Genomic DNA, 22,419 nt, shown 5'->3' with positions numbered 1-22,419 from the left:
TGACCTGACATAGGTCTGGCCACTCTTTTTTATTTGCGTTTGTTAATTCTATATAGATTGCCCTTTAGGTAATCCTGCTGGAGCCTAGTATGACTAGTGATGCGAAAGTATCTCCCACTTCGGAGCATCTGGACGACCTCATCGCTGAGGCAGATACGGGAAATCGACAGCCAAAAAGTCGTTTTGCCGTTGCTTTACTGTTTTTATTACCCTTAACTTGGTCCCTTTATCAATTATGGATTGGTTCACCACTTCCTTCTCAAATAGGAATCGGTTTTTTAAACGATACTGAGTCAAGAGCCCTCCATTTGGCATTTGCTGTCATGCTTGCCTTCCTTGCCTTTCCTGCTTTTAGTAAAAGCCCAAAAAACCGTATTCCCTATCTAGATTATGCTCTGGCTTTGGTTGCTGCTTTTTGTGCTAGCTATCTTTATTTATTCTACGAAGATTTATCTCTTCGTCCTGGCCTACCAACCACATTAGATTTAGTTGTTGCTGGTATTGGTATTGCTCTTACACTAGAAGCGGCACGTCGCTCTCTAGGGCCACCACTTATGGTGGTAGCACTTTTCTTCCTTGCGTATGTTTTCTTCGGTGATAGTCAATATGTACCGGATATCTTACGTTGGAAAGGGGCTTCAATTGAAAAAGCTATGACACACATGTGGCTAACCACAGAAGGTGTGTTTGGTATTGCCCTTGGTGTATCTTCTGGCTTTGTATTCTTATTTGTTCTATTTGGTGCACTATTAAACCAAGCGGGTGCAGGTAACTACTTTATTCAAGTTGCCTTTGCCTTACTTGGCCACATGCGCGGCGGCCCTGCGAAAGCAGCGGTTTTGTCTTCTGCCATGACAGGTCTAATCTCTGGTTCTTCTATTGCAAATGTAGTGACAACAGGTACTTTCACTATTCCGCTTATGAAGAAAGTAGGCTTTAGTGCTGAGAAAGCGGGTGCTGTTGAAGTATCTTCCTCTGTTAATGGGGTAATCATGCCGCCAGTAATGGGTGCGGTTGCTTTCTTGATGGTTGAATATGTAGGTATTTCTTATATTGAAGTGGTTAAGCATGCCTTCTTACCGGCGACTATTTCTTATATCGCTTTGCTTTACATTGTTCACCTAGAAGCGATGAAGAGTAATATGCAAGGCTTGCCACGTAGCACTCCTGCTCGCCCTTGGAAGATTCAACTACTACGCTCTGGTTTAATTACCGCAAGTATGTTGATACTCGCTGGCGTGCTTTACTATTTTGTACTTGCAGTTAAGTGGGTATTTGGTGATCTTGCCAATATCGCGCTGCTAGCCTTTGTTGTATTCGGTTATTTTGGCTTGTTATACCTTTCTGCCAAAAAGCCAGATTTAGCGATGGAAGATGCGAATGCAGAAATCGTACGTCTACCTAAGTTTGCCGATATTTATCAGTCTGGTTTGTACTATCTAGTACCGCTTGTATTGTTAATCTGGTTCCTGATGGTAGAGCGTAAGTCACCAGGTCTATCTGCTTTCTGGGCATGTATGTTGATGGCATTTATTCTGTTTACCCAAAAGCCTCTTAAAGCTTGGATGCGTAAGCAGGGCGAGATTAAAGATGCATGTTTTGATGGTTTAGTCGATCTTGCTGATGGCCTAAATACAGGTGCTCGTAACATGATAGGTATCGGTGTTGCGACAGCAACAGCGGGTATCATAGTAGGTACAGTTACTCTAACAGGTATTGGTCAAGTAATGGCTGAGTTTGTTGAGATAGTATCTGGTGGTGTGCTTATCATCATGCTATTGATGGTTGCGCTAATCAGTCTTGTACTGGGTATGGGCTTACCAACAACAGCTAACTATATTGTTGTTTCTTCTTTGATGGCTAGCGTTGTTGTGGAACTTGGGGCTCAAAATGGCCTAATCGTACCGCTAATCGCTATTCATATGTTCGTGTTTTACTTTGGCATAATGGCAGATGTGACCCCCCCGGTTGGTCTCGCCTCATTTGCCGCGGCGGCTGTTTCTGGTGGTGATCCCATCAAAACAGGTTTCACCGCCTTTTTCTATTCGATGAGAACGGCACTACTGCCTTTCCTATTCATCTTTAATACAGACTTGCTGTTAATTGATGTGACATTTGCACAAGGGGTAATGGTATTTATTGTTTCCCTCGCTGCTATGTTGATCTTTGCCGCAGCGACTCAAGGCTACTTCTTCAGTAAGAGCCGTTGGTATGAATCTGCATTATTGTTATTGGTTGCATTTACCTTGTTCCGTCCAGGTTTCTGGTTGGATCAAATTATCGAACCTTTCGAGGAGCGTGGTGCAACTAGCATGATGGCTTATATTGATGAGTCACCAGAGTTACAGCAGTTACGTATTTCTGTTGAAGGTGAAAACATTGATGGTCGTTGGGTGAGCAAAACAGTAAACATCCCAATTGCTAAAGGAGATAATGCAGTAGATCGTTTGTATGACGGTGCTGGTATGGAAGTACGTGAAGAAAACGGTGCTATCTATATTGATAACCTAGTGTTTGGTGGTTATGCAGAAGCGCAAAAACTGGATTTTGATTGGCAAGTAACTCGCTTCCAGTTAGAAACAGAAAGGCCTGCTAAAGAGTGGTTCTTTATTCCTGCCTTCTTACTTGCCTTTGCAATCATGAAGATACAAAAAGGCCGTCGTGAAGAAGATGAAGCGAAAGGTAATGCGACAGCAAACCTAGGCTAGTTTAGCTAGAAGTTGTTATTTTCCCGCTGAGTCGGAGGGCTTGCTCGCAAGCTTCCTCGCGATATCCATAAAAAAACCTAGTGCTGATTTACTCGCACTAGGTTTTTTTTGCTCACAATAAATGATGAGCGAGCTATCTAACAGATCAAAATCCCCCTTCCTAGCATAAAGCGGGAAGGAGGTTTTAATTAAGCTTTAGGTGTCAGTGAGATAGACTCAAAGTTTACGCCGTCCCAGCCATGGATCATGAACTGGCGAATGTTTTGATGATCTTCCCCTTCAGGGTTTTGTAGAACGTCTACTCGATAAAAATCACCGAATAGCTGTAATGTATCAGTTGCATCTAAGCTATGTAGCTTAGCAAAGGTGAAAATCTTGCAAGAGCCATTGTTTTGGCCTGCTTCATTTTTTTGCTCACCATTTTGAAAGCTTGCTGCCTGAAACTGGTACTCATTGTCTATGGTTGCCATAGTGTCAGTGAAGGCGATTTCTTCAGGTGTACTTTTTACTTTTTCAATTAATTCACTGCTTTGTAACATGTTAAGTCCTATCTTGTGGGGATTTAAAAGAGGTCAGCAAATGTTTTGCTAACCTCTTGATATTGAAATTCTATTTGTTCGTTGCAACGCCTTGCTTACAAAATAAATGATAACAAGTAAAAGAAGCAAGGCCACAGGCTGCCATAATACCAAGCATCGGGGTGAAACTATCATTGTGTAAGAGGCTAACCAAAATACCCCCTACCGCTCCCATAGAGAAACGTGTCGTACCTGCTAAGGCCGTCACACTGCCATTCAAGTTACCAGCATGTTGCATCGCGCCAGCCATAAGGCCGCCACCTAGAATGCCAAGGCAACCGACAAAAATGATAATCGGCAGTATCAAAATAGATAAGCTAGGTTTGGTGAAAAACATCAAACCAAGCATGATAAGGGAGCAAGCGAGTACCGCTTTTAATGCATACTCTGTGACTTTTTTAGCGCCAATTTTGTCGATAAGACGAGCATTGATGGTTGTTGCTAGCATCATGGCAATCATATTAAGGGCGAATAAGATGCCAAACATTTGTTCACTCACACCGTAAAACTCGATATAGACATAGGCTGAGCCTGTGATAAAAGTGATCATGCCAGTAAAGTGAAAGGCTCCTGTCAGTATATGCCCCATTACAAGCGGGTTTCTTAAAAGCTTGTAATAGTTAAGAAGGGCGCTTTTAAGAGCGAGTGGGTGGCGCTTTTCAGGAGCTAAAGTCTCAGGAATTTTAAAATAAAATAAGCTGGCGCTGATTAACGTAATCAAGGCTAGAAAGACAAAAATATAATGCCAATCTAAAACAAGTAAAATGGCACCACCTACAATAGGAGCAATCAGAGGCGCTACAGACATAACTAACATAATGTAAGACATGGCTTTGGCGAACTGATCTGGACTTAGTCCATCCTTCACTAAAGATTGGTTAGCTACAGCGACCCCAGCACCACCAAAGGCCTGTATGGCACGGCCTAACATTAGGCTATTAAAATCAGTGCTAAAAATACAAATTAAGGTGCCAATGAAAAAAACAGCCATGCCAAATAAAAGGACTTTACGACGTCCGTAAGCATCCGAAATAGGCCCGTACAAAAGTTGAGAAAAGGCATAAACACCAAGATAGATACTAATTGTTAGCTGAACCAGATTGATATCTGTATTAATGGATGCAGCAATGGCAGGAATACTAGGTAAATAAGTATCAATTGCTAACGGCGTTAACGCACTTAACAAACCTAGAATTAAAATAGTCCCTAAATTTAGTGTCATTAGTGATTGGTAGCCTTATCGAGTAATGATAGTGAAGGGCGAGAGTATACGGGATTTTAAGAGGAAAGCGCATAGGCTAGTAGTTTTTGAATACTTGTCTTATTTTTTGCATTTTTCACCTGTGTTTCACACGAATTTTAACTTTCTGTTGTGCTAAATAAGCCTTGTCTTGTGTTAACCTAAAGTCTTTCCCTCCTTATTTTGAATACGCATTTTCAAAGGAGCGTTCTCTCTATTTTCTGTTGTCCCTCTCTGGGCAATATAAAGGATATTTATGTTAGGTTTTTTTGAAAAATGGACTCAACCTTTTCCTGATGATGAACCCTCTCAGCCACCTACTGGACTGATTGCTTTCTGTCGTCATTACACTAAAGGCTTTGGTCGGCCTTTAATCATAATGTCTTTACTGACTGCTTTACTGGCTATATTAGAAGTCATTCTTTTTGATTTTATGGGCAGGTTAGTAGATTGGCTTTCGACAAAAACACCGGAAACCTTTTTGCAAGAAGAAGGTATGAGCCTGATTTACATGTCACTCATGTTATTGGTCGCTCTTCCAATCGTGGTTTTTATCCATTCATGTGTCGTGCATCAAACCTTAATGGGGAACTTCCCCATGATGATACGTTGGATGGCTCACAGATATTTATTAAAACAAAGCGTGTCCTTTTATCAGGATGACTTTGCTGGTCGTGTTGCAACTAAGGTGCTTCAAACCTCGTTAGCTGTGCGTGAAGCTGTGATGAAATTGCTGGATGTGCTGGTCTTTATTCTGGTGTATTTCATTTCCATGCTGGTGATAGTCGCACAATCGGATTGGCGTCTGATGTTACCTATGTTGGTTTGGCTAGTGTGTTATACCTGCGTGCAGGTTTACTTCGTGCCGAAATTGAAGCAGATATCTTCTTTGCAGGCTGATGCAAGGTCTACCATGACAGGTCGAATTGTAGACAGCTATACCAATATCAACACGGTTAAGCTTTTCTCTCATGATAAGCGTGAAGCTAACTATGCCCAAGAAAGCATGGATGGCTTTTTGGTGACGACATACAAACAAATGCGCCTAGTGACATTTTTAAATGTGAGTGTTCAAGGGCTTAATTATATCTTGTCATTCAGTGTGGCTTGTTTGTCGATTTGGTTATGGATGCAAAATGCGGTATCTGTTGGTGCGATTGCGATTGCGATTGCTATGGCGCTTAGATTAAACGGTATGTCCCAGTGGATTATGTGGGAAATCGGCGGCCTGTTTGAACATATTGGTACTGTGGCAGATGGCATGAAAACCTTGTCTAAAGCTCAAACCGTATTAGACAAGGAAGGGGCACCAAAGCTAAATGTTGAGAAAGGTGAAATACATTACCAGAATACGCGCTTTCAATATGGTAAAGAGGAAGGTGGCATAGACGGTCTGAATCTGAACATTAAAGCAGGAGAGAAGGTCGGGCTAGTAGGGCGTTCTGGTGCAGGTAAGTCTACTTTGGTAAATCTACTCATGCGTTTTTATGATGTGGAAGGCGGTAAGATCAAAATAGACGGCCAAGATATCAGTGACGTACAGCAAGATAGCTTACGTGCTCAGATTGGTATGGTAACTCAGGATACTTCCTTGCTGCATCGAACTGTGAGAGAGAACCTTTTGTATGGAAGACCGGATGCGACAGAAGAAGAAATGATAGCAGCAGCGAAACGAGCTGAAGCCCATGACTTTATTCTGACGCTGTCTGACCCTCATGGAAATGTTGGTTATGATGCCATGGTCGGAGAGCGCGGAGTCAAACTTTCTGGTGGGCAGCGTCAACGTATTGCCATTGCCCGTGTACTGTTAAAAGATGCGCCACTACTTGTGTTAGATGAAGCGACCTCAGCATTGGATTCAGAAGTTGAAGCCTCTATTCAAGTGAGTTTAAACCGCTTGATGAAAGGTAAAACCGTTATTGCCATTGCTCATAGACTTTCAACCATTGCAGCCATGGACAGACTCATCGTCATGGATGAAGGCAAGGTAGTCGAACAAGGAACCCATGATGAACTCAGCCAATCTGGTGGTATCTACTCTCAGCTTTGGGCTCACCAAACTGGTGGCTTCCTAGCTGAAGACATAGAGCCTGAAGAAGAGCAATGCGTTTAAAGTAAATACGCGTCTCAATAGTGAAAAATGCCCTTCTCATGAAGGGCGTTTTTTTATCTAAGGTGCTATAAAACATAACTGAATTTCACTATAAAGAGTTTTAGGTAGAGGATAAGGTCATAAGGACCTTTTGACGTGCTTTTTAACTCATTTGATAGTTATATAGAAAGCACATAAGTTAGAAAGCAGTTTTAAAACAATGAGTTTTATGCCAATTTAAAGTTATAAACAATTTAGCTGTGATTTTAACTAGTTAATAAGTGTGAAGCGCTTACGTATTATTTTACGAGGAATATATGGCGATTTTTAATTCATTGAAGTCTTTGTTTGTGCTTATTGCGTTGGTCGTTTTAGGCTTATCAGGTTGCTCAAGTCAAAGAATAAACACAAAAAGTAGTGTTATGGAGTATCTTTATCCGACAGCAGAAAACTATTTGGTTACGACTTCTACTCCACATTTAAAACTACCTTTACGTGTTGGGGTCGCATTTGTACCTGAGAGTTCAGACAACAACTCTTCCAATAATATTTGGACAGGTAAATCTTATTCTGGACAAATTACCGAATTTAAAAAGAATCAAATTTTAGAGAGAGTCTCTGATAACTTCAGAGAGTTAAAGTTTGTGAGTAGTATAGAAGTGATTCCTTCAGCTTATCTTACTCCGGGAGGCAGCTTTTCTAATATTTCTCAGATTAAGACTATGTATGGCATTGATGTAATTGCTTTAGTTTCCTATGACCAAGTGCAATTTACAGATGAGGGAGCCTTGTCACTAAGTTACTGGACAATTGTAGGTGCTTACCTAGTGTCAGGTGAAAAAAATGATACAAGCACTTTAATGGATACGGTTGTGTACGATATTGAAAGTAAGTCCATGCTTTTTAGGGCGCCAGGAACCAGCAGAGTGCTTGGTAAATCAACCTTGGTTAATTTAAGCGAAGAGCTGAGAGCTGATAGTATTAAGGGCTTTGAAGATGCCGCTGATGATATGGTGATTAACTTAAAAAATCAGTTATCGGTTTTCCAAGAGCGTATTAAAGAAAACCCTGAGAAAGTGAAAGTAAGCCATCGTGCTGGCGCCGGATCCTTGGGCTTTGTTCCTCTTATCATTCTGCTTCTTTTACTCGTTGCTTCTAGACTCAGAAAATATAATCACAGCCTTAAGTAGCTTCTCCTTATTAAAAGACCTTGTATGGCATCTACAGATGGCGCTCTTCAATAAGAGAAGAGCGCCTAGCGCCTTTATGAATAAATTTCTAACGAGTTTCAACTAATGATGCATGACAATGTTGGTTGAAAATTATACTTGCCACTCAAATAATTAGCTGTTAGCCTCAATGGCGATTTATTTAAGCAAATCCTCGAACTAAATTCCTCGATTTCAGTCTTACCTAAGAATGCGTAAGCAAGATTAAAAAATCCAAACGTTAAAGCTAAATTATTGAACAACGAAATACAGAAAATGTTGCGTCCTGTACTCAATTCCAATTAAGTTCACTATTTGTGATGGTGATAAAATAGAAGAACTTCAGAATTAAATCGTTATACGATAATGAGGCTTATTAGAAATGATGCGTAGTTTAGACTGCGCCTTTATAGTGAGTTTTATTATGACTATTATATTTAATGGTACACAGATCCAAGTTAAACAACCGGTTCACTCGATTTCGGTTCACAAAAATCGTGTCGTTTTCACTGATGCTCAAGGTGAAAAGAGTGCTCAGTTTTCAACGGTTAATGAACGCCGTGATTTTATTAGCAAGTTAGTGAATAGCTAGAAAACAAAGATAAACCCCAATACTTTCTGTATTGGGGTCATTTCAATAAACCTTTCTTTATATACTTTCAATTTGATCTGGTTTTGTTCTCAAGCTTTTTTAAGCAAGGTCAACAGGTCCGTGGTCATCACAGTGGTCTCCATGCTGGTGGTGCAAGCGCCCATCAACAATATAATCTGTGTGATCCCCATGCTTTATCGCTTCATGGCCACAATCAGGCCCATGAGTATGGCCACCGCAAGTATTCACTGGGTTACAATAATCAGCATTGGTACTACTCAGCTCGATAACATGACCATCACAGTGATCCCCATGAGGATGATGGAGCTCGCCATCAACTAGGTAATCAATATGGTTTCCATGTTTAATGGCTGTGTGTCCACAGTTTGGGCCATGAACATGGCCAGTGTGAGAGTGAGTGTTCGAACAAGACATTTTCTAAGCCCACTGCAATTAATAATCTATTCCCTAAATAGATTAGTTGCTAACTTATAAAAACGCTATATCTATGTTTGATCAATCTCATCATGGAAGAGGTTCTACCTTTAAAAGATAGAATATAAAAGGTGGGCTTAAACTGAGAAATGAAAAGGCATCAATATGCATTTTGCTTTGACCATCTATAATGGCTATTTCAGATAAAAGAGCGCCCTTCGGTTGAAGGGCGCTCTTTTGCTCTGCTACACAGGATTAGGCTTTAATTAAGCGCCAATCACACCGCCATCTTTACGTGTGATAACGATCACAGTAGAGCGGGGTTTGCTGTTACCGCCTTCAGGGAAGTGAGCATCAGGGTGTTGAATACCAACAAACATAGACTTGCTATCTGTGCTGAATTCTAGACCTGTGATTTCACAACCAACTGGGCCTGTCATGAAACGGTGAATTTCACCTGTATCAGGATCAGCGCATAACATTTGGTTGTTACCTTGCCCTAGGAAGTCACCTTTGTTTTTGTAGTTGCCGTCTGTTTGAATCCATAGACGGCCACCTTGGTCAAAGCCAATACCATCTGGGCTGTTAAACATGTTGTGAGAACCAATGTTGTGGCTACCTGCATAAGCATCTTGATGCTGATTTGGGTTACCTGCCACTAGATATAGGTCCCAGTTAAACTTGTCAGCTCTGTGATCACCATTTGGTGGTGTCCAACGAACGATCTGACCATAGTGGTTTGCGGCTCTTGGGTTAGGGCCGCCGACTGGTTGACCTTCTTTACCACGGTTTTTGTTGTTAGTTAGAGTGCAATAAACTTGATGACCTTCTGGGTGTACTGCAATCCACTCAGGGCGGTCCATGGTAGTCGCACCAGCATGTTTAGCGGCTTTACGTGTATAAATAAGCACTTCAGCTTGATCTGCAAAACCATTTTCTGGTGTTAGGCCATTCTTACCGAAAGTTAGCTCAACCCACTCGCCAGCACCTTTATCCTGAGTCATAGAGAACTTAGCAACGTAAAGTGTGCCTTCTACTAATAGATTACGGTTAGCATCTGGGTTGTTGGCGTTGTACTTATGCTTAGAAACAAATTTGTAGATGTGCGCACCACGCTCATCATCACCCATGTAAGCGACAACAGTACCATCGTAGTTTACGTGGATTGCAACGTTCTCGTGTTTGAAGCGGCCCATTGCTGTGCGCTTAAGCGGTGTTGATTTAGGATCTTTAGGGTCGATCTCGACAATCCAACCAAACTTATGAGGTTCATTTGGGTTTTTACCAAAGTCAAAACGCTCATCTTGTTTGTACCACTGGTAGCGTTTTTCGTTGTTTTTGATACCGTACATTTTTTGCTCTTCTGTACGAGTCACACTTTCGTCAGCACCGAAGTAACCGTTGAAGTTCTCTTCACAAGTAAGGTAAGTCCCCCAAGGTGTAGAGCCGTTTGAACAGTTGTTCATGGTGCCGAAAACTTGTGTACCACTTGGGTCTTTTTTTGTTTTCATTAGATCATGGCCAGCCGCAGGGCCAGTCAATTTCATCTCTGTTTGAACGTGAATACGACGGTTGAAGTTAGAATTGTCTAGTACACGCCAGTAGTTGTGTTGGTCACGTTCAACTTCCATGATAGATACACCATGAGCATGTTGAGCTTTTAGTACGTCATCTTTAGATAGACTTTCGCCACCGTTTGCGAATAGGTACTTGTAGTTAGTGTATTCGTTATTGATAGCAAGAATTGCGCGGTTTTCGCTTAATGGAAATAAGCTCATGCCGTCTGTGTTGTCACCAAATTGTAGCGCTTGACTGGCTGCATTCGCGTTGCCGCTAGGATCAAATTTTGGTGCGTTAGCAAATAATGGATCTCCCCAAGAAACCAAACTCTGCCACTGGTAGCCATCAGGTAAAACAACCGTATCTGCTGTCGATGTACCAATTGCGTCAAAACCAATTAGTGGTGACTTTGCCATTGTGTGTTTGCCCATGCCAGATGCAACAGCATTACCAACACTAGAAAAAGCAAAGAAGCCACCAAGGCCCGCTGTTGCACTTGCACCAAAGAAACGGCGACGACTGATTGCTGTATCAACTAGCTTATTGAAAGTTGGTTCTAGTGCTGCTATCTCGTTTTCTTGTATTGTTTGCTCTTGTGATTCTGACAAGGTTAATTCTTTGTTCTGTAATTCTTTGCTCATGGTATACATCAGTACTGCCCTACCTATTTTATTGCTATGAGAAGATTATTAAACGCGTGTTTAGTTTTAAGCCTGAACACAGGGTAGTGAGTCTTTGTTGCAATTAAATGGCAGTTTTAAGGCACTTTTTTGCTGTTTTTATTTCAGTTCAGTTAATCCTAAGAACTAAATATTAGATGAGGTTCAATAAGATGGTTAGAAAAAGTGGGCGACAGTTCACTCACTAATTCGTCATAACAGAAGGAGGGCGGGCTCTCACATACTTGAGTTAAGAGCCAAAGAAGAGAATTAATAAATATCAATAACAGCATTAAAGGCAATGACAATGCGGTCTTTTTGTCCGAAATAAGTAAGGGCTGCATGTTTTAGGTAAGAAGGGAAAAAGATAATTTGGCCTTCTTTAGGTTCAAAATCCCACACACCTTGGCCACTTAAATAGGCAGTACCTGCATCTGAGTAGTGCTCAGCATTGACTCTAGGGTCATAAAAACGGTTTACACCATTACGTTCACCTAAGGTGCTTTCACCAGGGTCTAAATAATAAATGCCACACCATGAACAGTTAGGGTGTGAGTGAGCATCGTGATAACCGCCGTTTTGTGTGACGTGGTACCAAGATTCAATAATATTTGCCTCGACTTCCACTTCTTCTGGCCAAGCTTCTTTATTTACTTCAAAAGCGACTTCAGCTAAAAGTTCTTCAAAAATACGTTTAAGCTCCATAACTTCAGGCGTGTCTGCTTCAAGGAAGTTTAACGGGCTTTCAAACAATTTATGTTTAGCGATGGGAGCGACAAGACTATCAATTTTCTCTTTTTGTTGATCCTTACATTGATAGATAAAGTCTACAAGCTCGTCCTTTAAAAACTCATGATCAGGTTGTTGGGCAATAAATAATGGCGTTGTCCAAGTTTTAATCGCTTCTATTGCAGCTGGCTCTGCAAGTTGAAAAGTGTCATCTAAGTCTAAGGTGTTATGGCTTGTCATATGTTTCTCGTTCAAACGTTTAATCCGTTAATTTTAAAGCTTGTTGGAAGAGCTGAATACTAAAAATTATGAATGAGTGTTTGAAGCCTGATTTGTAGCAGATAGAGACGCTATTATTAATTTTTGAAATTATATCTTTAGTTGTAAACCAAGAAAGCCTCCGCACTAGGGCGAAGACTTTCTCGGGGATATAGCTTCAATTAAAACTAAGCTTGCTTAGTTTTTGTCACCTGTAAGCGTAACGTCTGAGAAGCTAGAGTAAGCATTGATCATAACGTATAGCTTATCACCAGAGCTTACTGACATGGTGCAAGACTCGTTATTGCCAGACTTATATGGACGGCAATCCCAGTTGCTAGTTGTTGCTTCGCTGCCATTATTTACATAAAGGTCAGCATCACCATTAAAGTAAGAACCAGAGATAGCAATTGTTGCAGAGCTAGTATTAGCAGGTACAGTGTAAACATAGTTTAACTGGCTACCTGTGCTTGCACTTAAACCTGAAATGGCTTTGCCATCTTCAAGAACGCCTTCTTCTGGCTCAACAACGACACCACAGCTTGAATCAACACCAACTGTTGTGAAAGCGGCTTCAACATCTGTTGTATCAAAACCATAGTCATCTGCTGCCTTCATGACACCACAAGCGCCTTCATCATATGTGGTGTTAACACCCCAATATAGTTGGTTAGCCAGTGCGAATGCTTGGAAAGCTGTTTTAGTGTTCCAGCCATTAGAGTTAGCTAATAGATAGAAAGCACGGTTATAAACACCAGAGCTATAGTGAACGTCTAGACCATTGTAGTAATCGTCAGCATGATCAATCGATTTACCATCACGGCTTGGTGTATCCATATAGCGAAGCGCGCCGTTTGACTTGAAGATGTCAGCACCTACCTGCCAATCGTTTGTGCCTTTCATGTAGTACTCAGCGGCTTCACCTGCCATATCAGAGAAAGCTTCGTTAATACCACCACTTTGATTTGCATATTCAAGGCCTGAGTTTTGCTCTGTGAAGCCGTGTGACACTTCGTGCGCAGAGACATCAAGACTTACGAGAGGATAGAAAGTTGAATAACCATCACCAAAGGTCATTGCAGAGCCATCCCAAAATGCATTTTCATAATTATTGCCGTAATGCACTTTCATTTTTAGTTGGAATGTTAAAGGTGCTGTGCCCATGTAGTCTTGGAACATGTCATAAACAACATTACCAAAATAGTGAGCATCGTTTAGTGGAGAGTAAGCGCCGTTAGCCGCTTTCTCGTTGTTATCAGGGCAAGTGAACTCATAAATGCTGCCGCCAGATGTTCTGTTGTTCAGGTCATAAGTTGCAACATTGTCTGTTTCCATACGACAATCAGAGTCAACTTGTAGGTGACCATAATCAGTACCATAGTAGTAAACGCCTGTTTTTTCGTTACCACCTATACCTGTCGCATCCTGGCTGGCAATGGCTTCTACTGATTGACCGATGATTTCGTTGCTTTCAGTAGATTGTCCAATGATTTTGTCATTGTGTGACGGTGCAGATTGACCGATTATGCCATGATTTAGTGCGTTCCAAGATTTGTAAACCTTACCAGAATTAGCATCGATGAAGCTAATAGGGCGAGCTGGAGTGTCGCCGCCAGTAAAGATATCTACTTTGTAAACTAGGTGAGCAGTTTGGCTTTCATCAAGCCAAATAATTAAATCAGCGCTGCTTCTTTCTGGTTTAGTTAGACCATCCTTACGTAACGCGATTGCAATGGCTTCTTTTTCGCTTAAATCAGCGCTTACTGAAGTCACGTCATTGCCAATGTTAGCAATATAGTTACCTACTACTTCGCTTATTTGGCCAGATGCGTCGCGTTTAGCAGACAAGGAGTGTCCATACACCTCAATTCCGTTGAACTGTTGACGTAAACGTGCTTTTTTAACAGCCTTTACATCATGACTCTTAAAAGAGTTTTTACTATCTAAATTAAGGGCTTGCGGCAAATTAGTTAATGATTGACCAACAATGGACTGGCCAATAATTGACTGATTCTGGTCTGCTTTAAGTTGCACTATGTCAGCGGCTTGCGCAGTTGTCATATACATCAAAGCAGGTACTAAATAAGCTAACTTTTTCAATTTCATTACAATCTCCATTTGCTCTTATTATTTATGGTTTTTGCGATTGTGATTAATCGTTTTGCCATAAGTTTTTTTTGCTTTTTAAGCACTTTGTGTTGCTCATTTATGCTTCCATTCGTGCGTTTTATAGTCAATCTAATGTCAACTTTTACTAATAAGTTCACGTTTCTGACCTTAAAAGTGTCATCAGTTGGCACTAAATGTGAAATGTATGCGTGATTTGTGTATGTATCTTTTTAACCGTTGACTTTTAATTTTAAAAAAACGTTTTGAACAATAAGGTTATTAAATTGAAGTAATTTTCAACTTTGAAATCGGTGTGGATTGTCTGTCTTTTTGTGTAAATGAGCAGCGAATAAGAAAAGAGCGAGATACTTGCAGAAAGCTTGATCTAGCTTTGGATATTTGAATTAGCAGAGCTATGGCTCGAATTCTATTGATCTAGGTTAAGAGAGATTTTGAAAAAGCTGATATTTTGCCTGCTCACTAGACCAACCAATCAATAAGGACAGAAATATGAAAAAGATAGTACCTCTGAGTGTCATGTTGGCGTTAGCTTCTCCAATGGTAATGGCTCATGAAGAAGGGGATTTTTTCATGAGAGGCGGATTAGCCTCAGTAATGCCAAATGAATCCAGTGATAACGTTTTAAACACTGGTGAACTAGAGCTTACAAATGATATGCAAGTGGGTTTAACTTTTACCTATATGATGACTGATAATGTGGGTATCGAGTTATTAGCGGCAACCCCTTTTACCCATGATGTTTCTACAAATGGTTTAGGTAAGATTGCAGAAGTGTCTCATTTACCACCGACTCTGATGGGTCAGTACTACTTTGGTGAAGCGGACAGCAAATACCGTCCTTACCTAGGTGCAGGTTTAAACTACACCACTTTCTTTGAAGAGAAAGGTTTCGGAGCGCTAAATAATACAGAAGTAGAATTAGATGATTCATTTGGTTTAGCTGTACAAGCTGGTATTGATGTTGAAGTAAATGAAGACTGGTTTTTCAATGCGTCACTTTGGTATATGGATATAGACACAGAAGTAAAAACAACAGTGGGTACCTTTGATGCCGAGATCGACCCTTATGTGGTTATGATAGGTATGGGTTACACCTTTTAAGTCTTAATTCTAGAAAGAATTAGGCAATTGCGATCAAGGCAAGGAAAGCCTTATTTCGCACCTCTGATAAGAGAGTAAATTAGCACTGGGCTGACTGTCTTTATTCAGCTAGCCCTTTTACTCCTAAACACCCTGCTTATATATAGTCGTAACCAAAAAAGACATCAGGGTCTATGGTTGACTTTTTCACTTTCAAGCGGCTTTTTACATCCTCGCTTATTTTAGGACTATCCAGTCGATACAGCCCGCTACCTTTTAATGCTTCCCTAATGTTGATGCTTGTACCTAAAAATTCATAGGTAATGTAACGACAGGCAGGGTCTCGACCGTGAGTACTAGAGACACCAGCATTAATGCCATTTAAAAATTGAAATTTGGGTTGATAGGTTGGATAAAGAATAGCCATAGATAGGTTCTTCTTTAATAGGGACTCCATTTCAATAATGTAAATGCGATCTGAAATCAGTGAGACAACGCCAAAGTATTTAAAGGTAAAGCAAGGGCCCTTTTCTTCATCTACTTTATCCATTTTCTCAATGGTCTTACAAAAAATGCGATCGTCTTTAACATAAAAGTGTGCCACAGATTTCGCTATATAGCCTGGGAATCCCATAGAGTGGCAATAAACATTATAGAAACCAAGGTAGCGAGTTAGGTCCTTGTCCGCTTTTGGATAAGTGATCTCTAAAAGGTTTAATAGGTGTTGTGAGTCAGAGCTAATTGACTGTTTAGGGGCTTGTTTGCTCAGTGCGACAAATTGTTGATGGGGTAAATTGATGACATCTGAATCACACTGAAAATAATCGCAAATCTTAATTAAATTTGAATTTGAGGGGCGTGATATTCCACTTAGATATTTATTAAACTGTTGTCGGTTAATATCTAAGTCACGGCACACTTTAGAAATAGATGACTTCTGATCACATAGATAGCGTAAATTGCTAGCTAGTTCACTTTCGACCTTTTCTGCTGTCGCTAGTTTATGCTTTTTTAAGCTATTGGCATCTAACATTGCTCTATTTTTACCTTACTCGCGAAATTGAAGCTCTCTAAATATGGAGAGTAAACTTTCCTTATAACTTAAGCACGTAGCTCCTTAGATAACAATCTGTTAAGCCGATTTAGTTATTGATATCAAAAAGAGAGTAAAGCCTGCCTTAAGACTTTTAGGACCAATTTGGTGAGATTTATATGAAGATATTGATGGCTGGATTTCAGCATGAAACCAATACGTTTTCTCCTATACCTGCGTTATATAGTGACTTTGTAAAAGCAGATCTTTGGCCGAAAATGATTTTTGCCGATGAAATGTTATCTGTATTTGATGGTATGAGCTTGCCAAGCACTGGCTTCATGAGAAGCGCAAAGCAGGCAGGCCACGAGCTTTCACCTTTACTCTGGTGTTCAGCTGAGCCAAGTGGTTTGGTCGATGATCAGGCATTTGAAGACATCATGTCACAACTTTGCCAAATGATATTGGCTGAATCTGACTTTGATGCCGTTTATCTTGATCTGCATGGCGCTATGGCTACGGCCAAATATGATGATGCAGAAGGTGAGCTGTTAAGACGGGTAAAAACGATTGTTTCTGATGATATTCCTATTGTCGTTAGTCTTGATTTTCATGCCAATGTATCGCCTTTAATGGTAGAGCAAAGCGACCTTATTAGTATTTATCGTACTTACCCTCATATCGATATGATTGAAACAGGCGAGAGGGCCTTTGAGTACCTAATATCTTGGTTAGAAGGTGGACTACGTTACAAACAATTATGCCAAATCCCTTATCTCATCCCTTTATCCGCCCAGTGCACAAACGATAAACCCAATAAACAGCTATACCAATATTTAGAGCAGTGGGATCAAGATAGCGCACAAGGATTAGAGCTGGCATTAGGTTTTCCACCTGCTGATATCTATGATGCAGGTCCTGCGATTGTGGCTTATGGCAGTGACAAAGCGACCTTAAGGCAGAGTGTTAATAAGCTATATGGCACAGTGCTTGAAGCTGAACAGATTTATCAAGATAAGTTATTAGAAGCTGATGAAGCGATTGAGCTCTCTTTAAAGCATCTTGCTAAACATTCCCAGGGCACTGTCATCCTAGCTGATGTGCAAGATAACTCTGGAGCAGGTGCCACCAGTGATACCACAGGCATTCTTGATCAAATGATAAAAGCCGGTGTTAAAGGTGGTGTGGTTGCAGCTATTTGTGATGCCAAGTTAATAGAACAAGTGCGGGTTATTGGTGAAGGCCAATATATAGATGCACAAGTGGGAAACCATTTTAGTTTCAATTCTGAGCCTGTAATAGGGCGTTGGTTAGTCGAAAAAGTCACCGATGGCTGCTTTACCTGTACGGGTGATATGTATTCTGGTGCTAAAGCCAATGTGGGTGGGTTAGCTTGTTTGCGCTTGCTGTCTGATGACGCTGACATTCGCGTTGTGATAAGTCGTGATCGGTTTCAGTGTGTTGATCGTTCTGTGTTTCATCATCTTGATATCAAGTTAGATGAATGCCGTATTTTGGTGCTTAAAAGTACCGTGCATTTTCAAGCTGATTTTGCCCCTATCGCTAGCAAAATGTTTCAGGTTGTCTCTCCAGGTGCTCATCCATGTCGTCTTTCTAACCTTGCTTATCAAAACCTCAGAAACAATGTTCGCCTTGGACCTTGTGGCCCTGCCTTTAAGAAAAAAGTGACGCTATCTAGCGAAGGGGGAGCATAAAAAAAACTTGTATTAGCGAAATTGATATTAATTAGCAGGCTTTTATATTGAGAAGACGTTGTTAATTCACAGCTAATCAAGATTATCGCTTTCAATGAAATGTAAACAAATTAGCGATTAAACAGCGATCTAGTTCAGCTTAAACAGAGGTGAGTAATGCGATTTGTAATAGCCATGATGCAACATGAAACCAATACGTTTTCGGCACAGCCGACACCTTATGAAGCGTTTGCTGGTGGTACTGGCTATGCAATGCCTCCTCAAGGTGATGATGCAAGAGCGGCATATCAAGATTCAGGTTTTCCTATCGATGCCTTTTTAGATTTTGCCGATGGTTTAGGTGCAGAGGTGGTACTACCTATTGCTGCAAATGCTGATCCAAGTGGCGCGGTTGATAACTCTGCCTTTGAGTCAATAGCGTCACAAATTTGTGAGGCCGTATCACAAGGCTGTGACGCCGTTTTATTAGACCTTCATGGCGCCATGGTGACACATGAGTTTGAGGACGGTGAGGGAGAACTGCTTAAACGTATTCGAGCAATTAATGCAGATTTACCAATTGCAGTTACTCTAGACATGCATACTAACCTCACACAAGACATGGTTGATAATGCCTCTATTATTACTGGCTATCGGACTAATCCCCATATTGATATGTACGAAGCAGGTATGCGCACTGCATATACTTTACTTAAGACATTAGAGGGTAAAGTTAAGCCTAAAATGTTGTGGCAGAAGCGCCCCATGATGCCTCATTTGCTAAAGCAAGCCTCATCTGAACAGCCTATGAAAGACGTGCTTGCCATAGCATCTAAGGTGGAAGCAAATGAAGACGTGTTAAATGTGACACTATTTACGGGTTTTCCTCTAGCAGATATATCCCATGTAAGTGTGAGTTGTTTGGTTGTCTATGACGCTTTAATTCCTTCTCAAAAAGTCATGGGTAATGCTGTCATTGAAGCTGTTTTGGATGCTGCTTGGCAGCAAAAAGAAGCCTTTGTTTATCAGCAAGACCCAATTTACGACACGATTTCTTTCGCTAAAAGCTTAAATCAGTTTCCGGTTGTTCTGGCTGATCATGGTGATAACTGTGGTGCTGGAGGCAATGCTGACAGTATGGCTGTGATTAAAGAGGTCATTTCACAAGGTTTAGAGCAGGTGGTTGCTGGACCAATTTGGGACGCAACGTCAGTGGCTAAAATGGCAAAAGCAGGAGTCGGTGCGAACGTTGATCTGAGTATAGGTGGTAAAAGTGATGTGCCAAGTTTACAGCTTAAGGGTCAGCCATTAACACTTAAGGGCCGAGTAAAGTCGATTCATGATGGCCGCTTTAAATTGAAAGGGCCAATGATGCCTGGTTTTCAGGCTGATATAGGCATGAGCGCGGTATTGGATACTGGCTCGCTAGAATTAATCGTTAGCAGTAAGCGCTGTGAACCTTACGACCAAGCTTACCTGTCTCATACCGGCATCGATCTTAGTCAAAAAAAATACATTCTTATTCATTCTCGGCTGCACTTTCGAGCCGCCTTTGAACCTATTGCAAAACATATTATCAGTGTCGCAGGTCCCGGTGTTTGCCAATCTGATTACAGCTTATTCCCATTCAAAAACTTGAGGAGACCCATTTTCCCTTTGGATAAATTTTGATAGATAGCGAAATTTTGAACTCACTTAGTTTTTAAATACGAATGCTTTAAAGACAAGCGATTTTAAATTCAAACTAGAATAAAAATAAGAGGTAAACCAATGTTCAACCTATCATTTCTAAAAAAGACCTTTAGTGCAGGTCGCAGAAAGCTTGTGATGAGCTCGGCATTACTCGGTGTTATGAGTGTGGTTAGCTTACCTATTGTTGAGGCCGCAGATAGTGACCTGAAAATACTTCATTCACGTAGCTTTACCGATATTCAATCCCTTGATCCCGCTTTTTATACCGCAGCAACAGATGAAGACGTTATGGGAGCGATTTATAACAAACTTATCTATTACAAAGCCGGTAAAGATTGGGAATGGGAGTTACAAGCAGCGAAGAGTATAGAGCAAATTGATGATACTCATATCGCGTTTGAGTTAAAGCCTGGCATCATGTTCTCCAATGGCTTTGGAGAAATGACAGCTGAAGATGTGAAATTTTCTTATGAACGAATTATTGATCCAGAACTTGCCTCACCCGTAGCCTCAGATTGGGGAACCTTAGACCATGTTGAGGTAACCGGAAAATATACAGGGGTTATCGTATTAAAAGAGGCTTTCCAACCACTTTGGAATATTACGCTGCCTTATGCGGCTGGTAATATTTTATCAAAGAAAGCGGTTGAATCTGTTGGTGGTAAGTTTGGTAGTAAGCCGCCTGCTATTTCTGGCCCATTTCAAATTAAAGAGTGGAAGCCTAAACAAGTTGTTATTCTAGAACGAAATCCATTATGGACAGGCAAGATGCCAGTTTATGATGAAATTCATATTCACCAGATAGATGATGAAAAAACGGCTGAAATTGCTTTTGAAGCAGGTGATATAGACTTTACCCGTATCAGCTTGAGTTCATTGCAAAACTACCGTGATACACCGCCTAAGGACTCGCTATTAAGTGAAAACCCTTCTCTATTTTACGTTTGGGTGGGAATCAACCAGGAAAACAGCAAACTGTTAGACCCTAAAGTTCGTCAAGCGATCCAGCTTTCAATTGATGTACCTTCTATTCTCGCTGCTGCCTATTTTGATGCTGCTGATGCCGCCACAGGGATTATCGCCCCTGGACTAACTGGCCATAGAGAGAAAAGCATACTGGCACCTGCAGCAGATTATGCAAAAGCTAAGCAACTTCTAAATGAAGCTGGCTACGGGTCTGGGCTGGACTTATCCATTGATATTTTGAACAAGAGTACCTTTGTGACAGCTGCACAAATTATGCAGGCGACAATGGCAACTGTGGGTATTCGTTTAACAGTTAACCTACATGAATCAGGTTCTTTCTGGGCATTAGGTTCTGAAAGTTCTGGTGATCGTTGGAAAAATATTGAGCTGGTGATGAACCGATTCTCTATGACGCCAGATCCTTATTATGCAAGCCAGTGGTTTGTCGAAAAGCAAGTGGGTGTTTGGAACTGGGAGCGCTTTCGTAATCAAGAGTTTGATGAGCTTCATGAAAAGGCGCTGAGTGAATCATCTGAACCAAAACGTTCGATCATGTATCAAAAGATGCAAGATATTATGGAAGAATCTGGTTCATATCGATTCATCACACATGAATCAACTCCCATTATTTATCGCAATGCTATTGTTCCTGCATTACGCCCTGACGGCACGCCTTTGTACAGAAGCTTTCAGTAATAGTTGAGTTGAGAGGCTTAACTTATTAAGCCTCTTTTATCTGTTATTGCCTTTATTCAAGTGTTAAGCCAGACCTAAATTGGCCCGGTTTAAGTGCTCACCCGTTATTAAGTGAGATGATTATGTGGTTCTTTCTAGTTAAACGCTGTGGCTTAGGTGTACTCATTGTATGTTTAGCCGTAACGGCTTTATATCTAATGATTCATTCTATTCCAGGAGACCCGGCCAGTATTATTTTAGGGCCAAGGGCAACGGAAGAAATGAAAGCAGCGTTAGCTGTTAAAATGGGGTTAGATCAACCCATTTTGATCCAATTATTTAACTTCTTTAAGGATGTCTTTCAAGGGGATTTGGGCTTTGATGTTTTTAGTCAAAGGCCTGTAATTGATATCATAATGGAGCAATTACCACATACCCTGATTTTGATTCTTGTCAGTATCATGTGGGCAGCAGCGATTGGTATTCCTCTTGGTTGTTATTCTGCTATTTATCAGAATTCTTTGTTCGATAAAATCAGCGCTATTCTATCAGTTGGTACAATCGCGATTCCTTCCTTTGTTGTGGCTATCTATGGCTTACTCATTTTTTCTGTCACCTTGCGCTGGTTACCAGCCATAGGGGCAGGTGATTCAGGTGATATCGCAGACCAACTTACTCATCTTATCTTGCCATCATTAGCAGTAGGACTAGGTTGGGTCGGTTACATCTCACGATTAGTTCGCTCATCAATGTTGGAAACCTTAGGTGCGAACCATATCCGTACGGCAAGAGCCTTTGGCTTACCTGAAAGAGTAATCATTTATCGTTATAGCTTGCGTATTGCCATACTACCTACCATCACATTATTAGGTGTTGGAGTGGGTTATCTCCTTTCGGGGGCATTATTTGCAGAAATTGTATTTGCAAGACCTGGTATCGGTAAGCTGATTTTTGATGCTGTATCTACCAGAAACTACCCAATCGTCATGGGATCAGTCCTGATTACCACCATTTTGTTTGTCATAGTGACCACCTTAGCAGACTTTGTTAATGCCCTTTTAGACCCACGTATTAGAGCCCATGCTTAGGA

The 22,419-nt window shown here is 41.0% G+C and carries 16 protein-coding genes; 9 read left to right on the top strand and 7 right to left on the bottom strand.

Annotated features, from left to right (window positions below):
- Positions 1–89: 89 nt before the first annotated feature.
- Entirely contained in the window at positions 90–2,708 is a 2,619-nt protein-coding gene (locus OA91_RS06605) for a TRAP transporter permease (protein ID WP_046017019.1), read from the top strand.
- 188 nt (positions 2,709–2,896) lie between these two features.
- On the opposite strand, the gene OA91_RS06600 is transcribed toward OA91_RS06605, so the two are convergent.
- Together OA91_RS06600 and OA91_RS06595 are read right to left on the bottom strand one after the other, a co-directional pair.
- On the bottom strand, positions 2,897–3,247 hold the full coding sequence (locus OA91_RS06600) for a HopJ type III effector protein (protein ID WP_063337335.1): 351 nt from the start codon (positions 3,245–3,247) through the stop codon (positions 2,897–2,899).
- Positions 3,248–3,317: 70 nt separating this feature from the next.
- A complete protein-coding gene (locus OA91_RS06595) occupies positions 3,318–4,508 on the bottom strand; it encodes a Bcr/CflA family multidrug efflux MFS transporter (RefSeq protein ID WP_063337334.1) in 1,191 nt (396 codons plus the stop codon).
- Positions 4,509–4,782: 274 nt separating this feature from the next.
- Between OA91_RS06595 and OA91_RS06590 the strand changes: the two genes are divergently transcribed.
- The 3 genes from OA91_RS06590 to OA91_RS24405 all read left to right on the top strand — a co-directional run bounded on the left by OA91_RS06590 (position 4,783) and on the right by OA91_RS24405 (position 8,418).
- Positions 4,783–6,639 carry an ABC transporter ATP-binding protein gene (locus OA91_RS06590; RefSeq protein WP_063337333.1) on the top strand — a complete coding sequence of 619 codons (1,857 nt, stop codon included), beginning with the start codon at positions 4,783–4,785 and terminating at the stop codon, positions 6,637–6,639.
- 296 nt (positions 6,640–6,935) lie between these two features.
- A complete protein-coding gene (gene rhlP, locus OA91_RS06585; protein WP_063337332.1) occupies positions 6,936–7,808 on the top strand; it encodes a rhombotarget lipoprotein in 873 nt (290 codons plus the stop codon).
- Between the two features lie 442 nt (positions 7,809–8,250).
- On the top strand, positions 8,251–8,418 hold the full coding sequence (locus OA91_RS24405) for a hypothetical protein (protein WP_231870328.1): 168 nt from the start codon (positions 8,251–8,253) through the stop codon (positions 8,416–8,418).
- Positions 8,419–8,517: 99 nt separating this feature from the next.
- Here OA91_RS24405 and OA91_RS06575 read toward each other — a convergent pair whose 3' ends face one another.
- The 4 genes from OA91_RS06575 to OA91_RS06560 form a co-directional block, all read right to left on the bottom strand.
- Positions 8,518–8,853 (bottom strand): hypothetical protein, encoded by a 336-nt coding sequence (locus OA91_RS06575; RefSeq protein WP_063337330.1) that lies wholly within the window; start codon positions 8,851–8,853, stop codon positions 8,518–8,520.
- 266 nt (positions 8,854–9,119) lie between these two features.
- Complete coding sequence (locus tag OA91_RS06570; RefSeq protein WP_231870327.1) at positions 9,120–11,054, bottom strand: PhoX family protein; 1,935 nt, start codon at positions 11,052–11,054, stop codon at positions 9,120–9,122.
- 288 nt (positions 11,055–11,342) lie between these two features.
- Complete coding sequence (locus OA91_RS06565; RefSeq protein WP_063337329.1) at positions 11,343–12,041, bottom strand: putative 2OG-Fe(II) oxygenase; 699 nt, start codon at positions 12,039–12,041, stop codon at positions 11,343–11,345.
- A 216-nt stretch (positions 12,042–12,257) separates the two neighbouring features.
- A complete protein-coding gene (locus OA91_RS06560) occupies positions 12,258–14,165 on the bottom strand; it encodes a M4 family metallopeptidase (protein WP_231870326.1) in 1,908 nt (635 codons plus the stop codon).
- A 513-nt stretch (positions 14,166–14,678) separates the two neighbouring features.
- On the opposite strand from OA91_RS06560, the gene OA91_RS06555 reads away from it, so the two are divergent.
- Positions 14,679–15,290, top strand: coding sequence for an OmpW family outer membrane protein (locus OA91_RS06555; RefSeq protein ID WP_046017028.1), 612 nt, complete (start codon positions 14,679–14,681; stop codon positions 15,288–15,290).
- Between the two features lie 136 nt (positions 15,291–15,426).
- Here the strand turns inward: OA91_RS06555 and OA91_RS06550 are convergent, their stop codons facing one another.
- The gene (locus OA91_RS06550) at positions 15,427–16,302 is read right to left on the bottom strand and encodes a helix-turn-helix domain-containing protein (protein ID WP_063337326.1); all 876 of its coding nucleotides are present in this window, start codon (positions 16,300–16,302) and stop codon (positions 15,427–15,429) included.
- 179 nt (positions 16,303–16,481) lie between these two features.
- Between OA91_RS06550 and OA91_RS06545 the strand changes: the two genes are divergently transcribed.
- The 4 genes from OA91_RS06545 to OA91_RS06530 all read left to right on the top strand — a co-directional run bounded on the left by OA91_RS06545 (position 16,482) and on the right by OA91_RS06530 (position 22,417).
- Entirely contained in the window at positions 16,482–18,017 is a 1,536-nt protein-coding gene (locus OA91_RS06545) for a M81 family metallopeptidase (RefSeq protein ID WP_063337325.1), read from the top strand.
- Positions 18,018–18,173: 156 nt separating this feature from the next.
- Positions 18,174–19,667 (top strand): M81 family metallopeptidase, encoded by a 1,494-nt coding sequence (locus tag OA91_RS06540; protein WP_063337324.1) that lies wholly within the window; start codon positions 18,174–18,176, stop codon positions 19,665–19,667.
- Between the two features lie 99 nt (positions 19,668–19,766).
- Positions 19,767–21,350 carry an ABC transporter substrate-binding protein gene (locus tag OA91_RS06535; protein ID WP_046017032.1) on the top strand — a complete coding sequence of 528 codons (1,584 nt, stop codon included), beginning with the start codon at positions 19,767–19,769 and terminating at the stop codon, positions 21,348–21,350.
- A 122-nt stretch (positions 21,351–21,472) separates the two neighbouring features.
- Complete coding sequence (locus OA91_RS06530; protein WP_046017033.1) at positions 21,473–22,417, top strand: ABC transporter permease; 945 nt, start codon at positions 21,473–21,475, stop codon at positions 22,415–22,417.
- Positions 22,418–22,419 lie beyond the last annotated feature (2 nt).

This window comes from Marinomonas sp. SBI8L (genome assembly GCF_001624705.1).
Classification (GTDB): Bacteria; Pseudomonadota; Gammaproteobacteria; order Pseudomonadales; family Marinomonadaceae; genus Marinomonas.
The sequence above is the reverse complement of the archived record's forward strand: the minus strand, read 5'-3'. Positions and strand labels throughout refer to the sequence as shown.